The organism is Streptomyces sp. NPDC058637, from assembly GCF_042717325.1.
In the GTDB taxonomy this organism is placed as follows: domain Bacteria; phylum Actinomycetota; class Actinomycetes; order Streptomycetales; family Streptomycetaceae; genus Streptomyces.
The window spans coordinates 22,351-28,350 of sequence record NZ_JBHXRD010000059.1 but is presented as its reverse complement, the minus strand read 5'-3'; the positions used below and the strand labels follow the sequence as shown (position 1 = coordinate 28,350).

Annotated in this window: 5 protein-coding genes; all 5 read right to left on the bottom strand. The window is 70.5% G+C overall.

What is annotated here, in order from left to right:
* Positions 1-492: 492 nt before the first annotated feature.
* From ACFWVP_RS34215 to ACFWVP_RS34195, 5 genes are read right to left on the bottom strand one after another with little or no spacing between them, the layout of a single operon-like run.
* Complete coding sequence (locus ACFWVP_RS34215; protein WP_384501992.1) at positions 493-1,806, bottom strand: DUF58 domain-containing protein; 1,314 nt, start codon at positions 1,804-1,806, stop codon at positions 493-495.
* 15 nt (positions 1,807-1,821) lie between these two features.
* Positions 1,822-2,841, bottom strand: a complete 1,020-nt coding sequence (locus ACFWVP_RS34210; RefSeq protein ID WP_384501990.1) for an AAA family ATPase — start codon at positions 2,839-2,841, stop codon at positions 1,822-1,824.
* Positions 2,838-4,076 (bottom strand): DUF4350 domain-containing protein, encoded by a 1,239-nt coding sequence (locus ACFWVP_RS34205; RefSeq protein WP_384501988.1) that lies wholly within the window; start codon positions 4,074-4,076, stop codon positions 2,838-2,840. Before ACFWVP_RS34205 ends, ACFWVP_RS34210 begins: the two co-directional genes overlap by 4 nt.
* Positions 4,073-4,768 carry a DUF4129 domain-containing protein gene (locus ACFWVP_RS34200; RefSeq protein WP_384501986.1) on the bottom strand — a complete coding sequence of 232 codons (696 nt, stop codon included), beginning with the start codon at positions 4,766-4,768 and terminating at the stop codon, positions 4,073-4,075. Before ACFWVP_RS34200 ends, ACFWVP_RS34205 begins: the two co-directional genes overlap by 4 nt.
* 4 nt (positions 4,769-4,772) lie before the next feature.
* Positions 4,773-5,978: a glycerophosphoryl diester phosphodiesterase membrane domain-containing protein gene (locus ACFWVP_RS34195; protein ID WP_384501984.1), complete on the bottom strand. Its 1,206-nt coding sequence runs from the start codon at positions 5,976-5,978 to the stop codon at positions 4,773-4,775.
* Between the last annotated feature and the right edge of the window lie 22 nt (positions 5,979-6,000).

Below are 6,000 nucleotides of genomic sequence, written 5' to 3'. Positions count from 1 at the left end.
TAGGACGCCGCCGAACAATTATTCCGGGAAAGCCCCGTGCCCTTGTGGCACGGGGCTTTTCTGCGTTCACGACCCGTTCCGACCACCGAGCCGAGGACTGCCACAGCCAGCCCATTCATCCAGGGGGAGCCGGCTGACTCTCCGACATCGGCCGCATCCGCGAGGACACCGGGAAACCCGGGCGCCCTCGTCCGGCATCTCGCGCAGCCAAGCCAGGCGCTATCGCGCGGGTCCTGACCAGGGCCGCAGGTGGAGGGGCTCCAGCGGCCGGCCCGCAATGCCACCGCTGAGTCCTCATCAGCCCATACCGCTCCACCCACGTTCGTCGGAGCCGACGCCGGGTGTCGGGGCTGTCGGGGTGTGCTCAACGTGCCGTCGACGTCGAACGGACCATAGCGCTGGCTGGGCAGATCCAGGCTGCTCAGGCGTCGCTCATGGGGATCAGCCCGGGACGAGCGGCCAGGGACGAAGCCGGACCGGGGGCCGACCTGGCTACAGCCGGCCGGCCGCCTTCAACGCAAGATAGGCGTCAGCCACGGCCGGAGCGAGATCGTGAGGAGCCTCGTCGACGACCACGACATCGTGGCGGCGGAGCTGATCCGCGGTACGGCGCCGCTGATCCTTGGTCTGCGTGCCCGCCGCGGCCTCGTACACAGCGTCCACGGTGCCGCGCGTCCGCGTCATCGCCTCGACATGAGGGTCCGCCACCGCGGCCACGAGCACCGTATGGCGCTGGGTGAGTTGCGGAAGCACCGGGAGCAGGCCCTCCTCGATGGGAGCGGCGTCCAGCCCCGTGAACAGGACGATCAAGGAACGGCGGGGAGCGCTCGCCAGCACTGCCGTGCTGAGACCGCGTGCGTCGGTCTCCACGAGCTCGGGTTCCAGGGGGGCCAGGGCTCCGACGATCGTCGACAGGACGTCACCTGCGGCGGCCCTGCCCTGTACCTGCGCCCGGACCATCCGGTCGTAGGCGAGGAGGTTCACACGGTCGCCCGCACGTGTGGCGAGAGCGGTGAGGAGCAGGGTCGCGTCCATGGCCGCGTCGAGACGTGGCACGTCGCCGACTCGCCCGGCCGACGTACGGCCCGTGTCCAGGACGACGAGGATGTGGCGGTCCCGCTCAGGGCGCCAGGTACGGACGGCGACGGCGGACTGACGAGCGGTGGCGCGCCAGTCGATGGAGCGGGTGTCGTCGCCCGGCACATAGGCCCGCAGACTGTCGAACTCGGTGCCCTCGCCACGGGTGAGCACGCTGGTGCGGCCGTCGAGTTCGCGGAGCCTGGCCAGCCGCGAAGGCAGATGCTTGCGGCTCGTGAAGGGAGGCAGCACCCGGACCGTCCAAGGCACGTGGTGGTTCCCCTGACGGGCCGCGAGACCCAGCGGTCCGAAGGAACGTACGGTGATGCGCTCGGCCCGGCGGTCGCCCCGCCGGGCCGGACGGAGAAATGTGGTGAGACGGCGGCGTTCGCCGGCAGGCACGGTGAACGCATGCCGGGACGCGGCCCGTTCGTCCTCCGTCGTCCAACTGCTGGGAGGCCAGGCATCACGCAGGTGCGCACGGAGGCGACGGCGCGAAGGATTGGTCACGGTGAGTTGCACTTCGGCGGAGTCACCGAGTCGAACGGATGTATCACCGGATCGGGTGAACTGGAGCGTACGCACTGGCGCTGCCAGGGCGTAGTCGCACAGAATTGCCAGTGAGAGGGGGACGTTGACCGCGAGCATGCCTGTCCAGCTCGGAGCCAGGATGCCTACAGGGAGTGACCCCAAAGCGGCCAGCAGTGCCGTTCGTCCGGTGAGGGCCATGGTCTGGTCACCGCCTCATCGGGGGACGGGTACGTGGGCGAGGACAGCGGTGATGACGGAGTCGGCGGTGACTCCTTCCATCTCGGCTTCCGGACGCAGCTGGATGCGGTGACGGAGTGTGGGGAGCGCGAGGGCCTTCACATCGTCCGGCGTGACGTAGTCGCGGCCGGTCAGCCAGGCCCACGCACGTGCGGTGGAGAGCAGTGCGGTGGCTCCTCGGGGGGAGGCGCCGAGAGTGAGCGAGGGGGATTCGCGCGTGGCACGGCAGATATCGACGACATAGGCGGCGATCTCGGGGGATACCGAGGTCTTGGCGACGGCCGCGCGTGCGGCTTCCAGGTCCGCAGGACCGGCGACGGGGCGTATCCCTGCGGCCTTGAGGTCACGCGGGTTGAACCCGTCCGCGTGACGTGTGAGGACGTTGATCTCGTCCTCGCGCGTCGGCAGAGGGACCGTCAGTTTGAGGAGGAACCGGTCCAACTGGGCTTCGGGCAGGGGGTAGGTGCCCTCGTATTCCACGGGGTTCTGGGTGGCTGCGACCAGGAAGGGATCCGGGAGCGCGCGAGGGGTTCCGTCAACGGTGACCTGGCGTTCCTCCATGGCTTCCAGCAGGGACGACTGAGTCTTGGGAGGGGTGCGGTTGATCTCGTCCGCGATCAGGAGGTTCGTGAACACAGGGCCGGGCTGGAAGGAGAACTCAGCGGTTCGGGCGTCGTAGACGAGTGAGCCGGTGACGTCGCTCGGCATCAGGTCGGGGGTGAACTGAACCCGCTTGGTGTCCAGTTCGAGTGAGGCTGCAAGGGCGCGGACCAGGAGGGTCTTGGCGACTCCGGGGACGCCTTCCAGCAGGACGTGGCCTCGGCAGAGCAACGCGACGACGAGTCCGGTGACAGCAGGGTCCTGACCGACGACTGCCTTGGCGATCTCGGAACGCAGAGCTTCCAGGGATGCGCGGGAGCTGTCGGCAAGCACAGGGGCCGTCGGGGTCCCTGCGGTCGTAGCAAGTACGGCGGGCTCCGGGGTCGGGGCGCTCATGAAGTACGTACCTCTCTTTCGAGGGCGTCGAGTCGGGCGGTCAGAAGAACGAGTGCGGCGTCATCGGCCGGAGCCGGGCCGAAGAGCAGGGTGGGGAGCTCGCCGTCGGGGGCGGTGAGGCGCGCGGAGACAGCGGGGAGGAGGACCTCGGGGAAGTGCGCATCGCGGGGGGACACCCCGAGAAGGGGTGCGATGCGGACGCGTGTGGCGGAGCGCAGCGTGGTGGCGGCGCGGTCGCGGGCGTTGGCCTTGCGGTAGAGGCGGGCTCTGCCTTCGGTGGATTCGGAGGCGCGGATGGCCACGGGGAGGCGTTCGGTGACCAGCGGTCCCAGTCGGGGTGCGCGCCAGATGGCGGCGAGGACAGCGGCGAGTGTGAGTTGGAGGGCTCCCCAGAGCCAGCCGGAGGGAATGAGGTCGATGAACCCGCTCTCTCCCTCGGTCTCTTCCCCGCCGCCGTCGTCGCCGCCCTCCCCGGCCGGGTTGCCTTCGGTCGCGGAGGGATCGGTGAGCGAGGGGAGGTACCAGACGAGATGCGGGCGGGAGCCGAGGAGTTGCAGGGCGAGGGAGGCGTTGCCCTGCTGGTCGAGACGGTCGTTGTACAGGACGTCGGGGGAGCCGAGCAGGACGGTGTCGCCTGTTGCGTGTCCAGGGAGGACCAAGAGGGAGGGGAGCCCGTCATGGGGGTAGCAGGCGATCGCTCCGCGTACGTCCGTGGAGTAGCGGATGCCACCGGTGTCGGCCGTCCCCGCGGTGCGCGCGGCGGGAAGCTCGCAGCGCGCGGGGCGTGCGGCCACGCGTACCGACGGTTCCGCGTTCGCGCCCGGGGCCAGCAGATCCACGGCCGGCGCATCGGGGGCGAGCAGGACGGTACGGCCGGCGGAGATGTCGGTGGCCGAGCGGAGGTGCAGCCGCTGGTAGGCGGTGAGGACGTTGGGTCCCGCGACGAGAAGGGTGGTGTCGGGTCCTGTCGCGCCGACGGCCGCGTCGAGCGTGGTCACGACATCCACGGAGACGCCGCGGTCCTTGAGGAGCTCTGCGACGGCCCGGCTGCCGTAAGGGTCGGCGGAGCGGGGGTCGAGGCGGCTGTGCTGCCCTCCGGAGTTGACGGCGGCCATGGTGATACCGGCGACGACGAGGACGAGGACGGCGAGCAGCAGGCCTTGGGCCCGCTGCCAGACCTGTCGCGGGGTGCGCGAGGTCGAAGTGCCGGTGAGAGCGGGCGTGGTCCCGGTCATCCCGCGGCCCCTCGGATCTTGCCTGTCATCATCAGCAGGGGTTTGGCGGCTTCGAGGTCCAGGTCGAGTGTGCACAGGCTCAGATACGTGGCCTCGTCGGCGGTGCGGCCACCGTATGTGACGTCGTCGAACGACCGGGCGGCGGTGCGTAGACGGGTGGCGTGCGCGGGCAGGAGCCGGCCGGCTTCGGCGGCTGCCTCGTCCGCTGTGCGTCCCGGGCGTGGGTCGAGCACGGCGCGGTCCTCGAGGGAGCGTACGACGGCGCGCATGCGCTCCTGGACGGCTTCGGTCCACCGGTGGGCGTCGGCGTGGGTCTCGGCTGCGGCACGATGCGCGTCTGCGCTGCGTACGGTGCTCCCGAAGAGGGTCTCCGCCGCACGCACGGTGCGCTGCGGGGTGCCGAGCCGCCACCAGAGCGCGGCACCCAGGCCGAGGACGACCAGCGCGAGTACGAGCAGTCCGAGCGGGCCGCCCGGGGCGGACCCGGCGGCGCTGTCGAAGAGGTCGCCGACCCATTCCCAGAAGCGGTCGAGGCCGCGCTGGAGAAGGTTCGGATCTTGTTCGTGGTACTTCGGATCGGACAGTTCGTTCTCTGCCGCTTCACGGGCGGGGACGCGTGGGACGTCCACGGGTATGTCGTCGCCCGCCCGGATGAGCCGTCGTGCTGCTGTGGTGCCCCCCGCCCCCGTCACCGCATCAGCCCCTGGGGGTGTCGTAGCCGGGCACGCCGGCGGCCCTGGCGAGGTCGAGGTCGAGCGCCTCGCGACGGATGCGCTGGTCGACGTAGAGCAAGGCCATCACTCCCGCCGTGAAGGGGTAGGTGAGCGTCGAGACGATCACTTCGCCGATGCCCATGATGATCAGGAAAGGCCAGCCGAAGTCGGTCGAGCTGCTGTTGAGGAACTCGCTGAGGCCGTCGCTGTCGGCCGTGATGGCGATGATGCCGAACGGGATGGCGATGATCAAGGTGACGACGAGGACCAGCAGGTAGGTGAGCGCCAGAATGCCGAACGTCCGCCACCAGTTGCCCTTGACCAGTTTCGCGGACCGGCGGAGCGAGGTGAGTACGGACTGGCGTTCCAGCATCAGCGCCGGTGCGGCGAGCGTGAAGCGGATCATCAGCCACAGGACGACGACGCAGGCGCCGATGAAGCCGAGGAAGAGCAGCGCCAGCCCGGCGCCTCCGCCCAGGAGCAGGCCTGGCAGCAGACCCACAGCCATGATCGCCACGCTCATCAGGCTCAGCAGGAGTGTCAGCCCGAGGAGCGGGAGGAGCCGGGGGCGGGCCTCGGCCCACGCTTCGGAGAGCGTCACGCTGCGGCCCAGCACGGAGCGGCTGATCACCACGGTGAGGACCGAGGTGGTGAAGAGCGTCGCGATCATTGCGAGGAGCGTGGCCGGGGCGGTGGCGATCAGCTCCGACTGCGCCGAGTCGGCGGCCTGGCGGAGGGCCTCGGTGCCGACGGCGTTCGGATCGACGGATGCCGCGTCCGGAAGGAGGTAGCGCTGCAGGAGGATGACCAGGATCTCGGTGACCACGGAGACGGTGAGGCTGATGCCGAGCACCGGACGCCAGTGGGCGCGCATCGTGGACACGGCTCCGTCGAGGATCTCGCCGACGCCCAGCGGGCGGAGCGGGATGACTCCGGGCTTCGCCGCCATGGGCGGCCGGCCCCATCCGGGGCCTTGCGGCATGCCGCCCCAGCCCGGGGCGGGCTGGGGCGCGCCGGGGCCGTTCCCGGGAGCGCTCGGTGGGGACCACTGCCCCGGAGGCGGCTGTGCGGGGGACCACTGTCCGGCGGGGCCGTTTCCGTCGACGGGCGGGGAGGGCCTGGGGATGCCGGTCTCCTGGCCGTCGGAGGGGGCAGATCCGGGCGAAGCCCAGCCCGGAGAGTCGTTCATTGTCGCTCCTTCACGGTCCTGT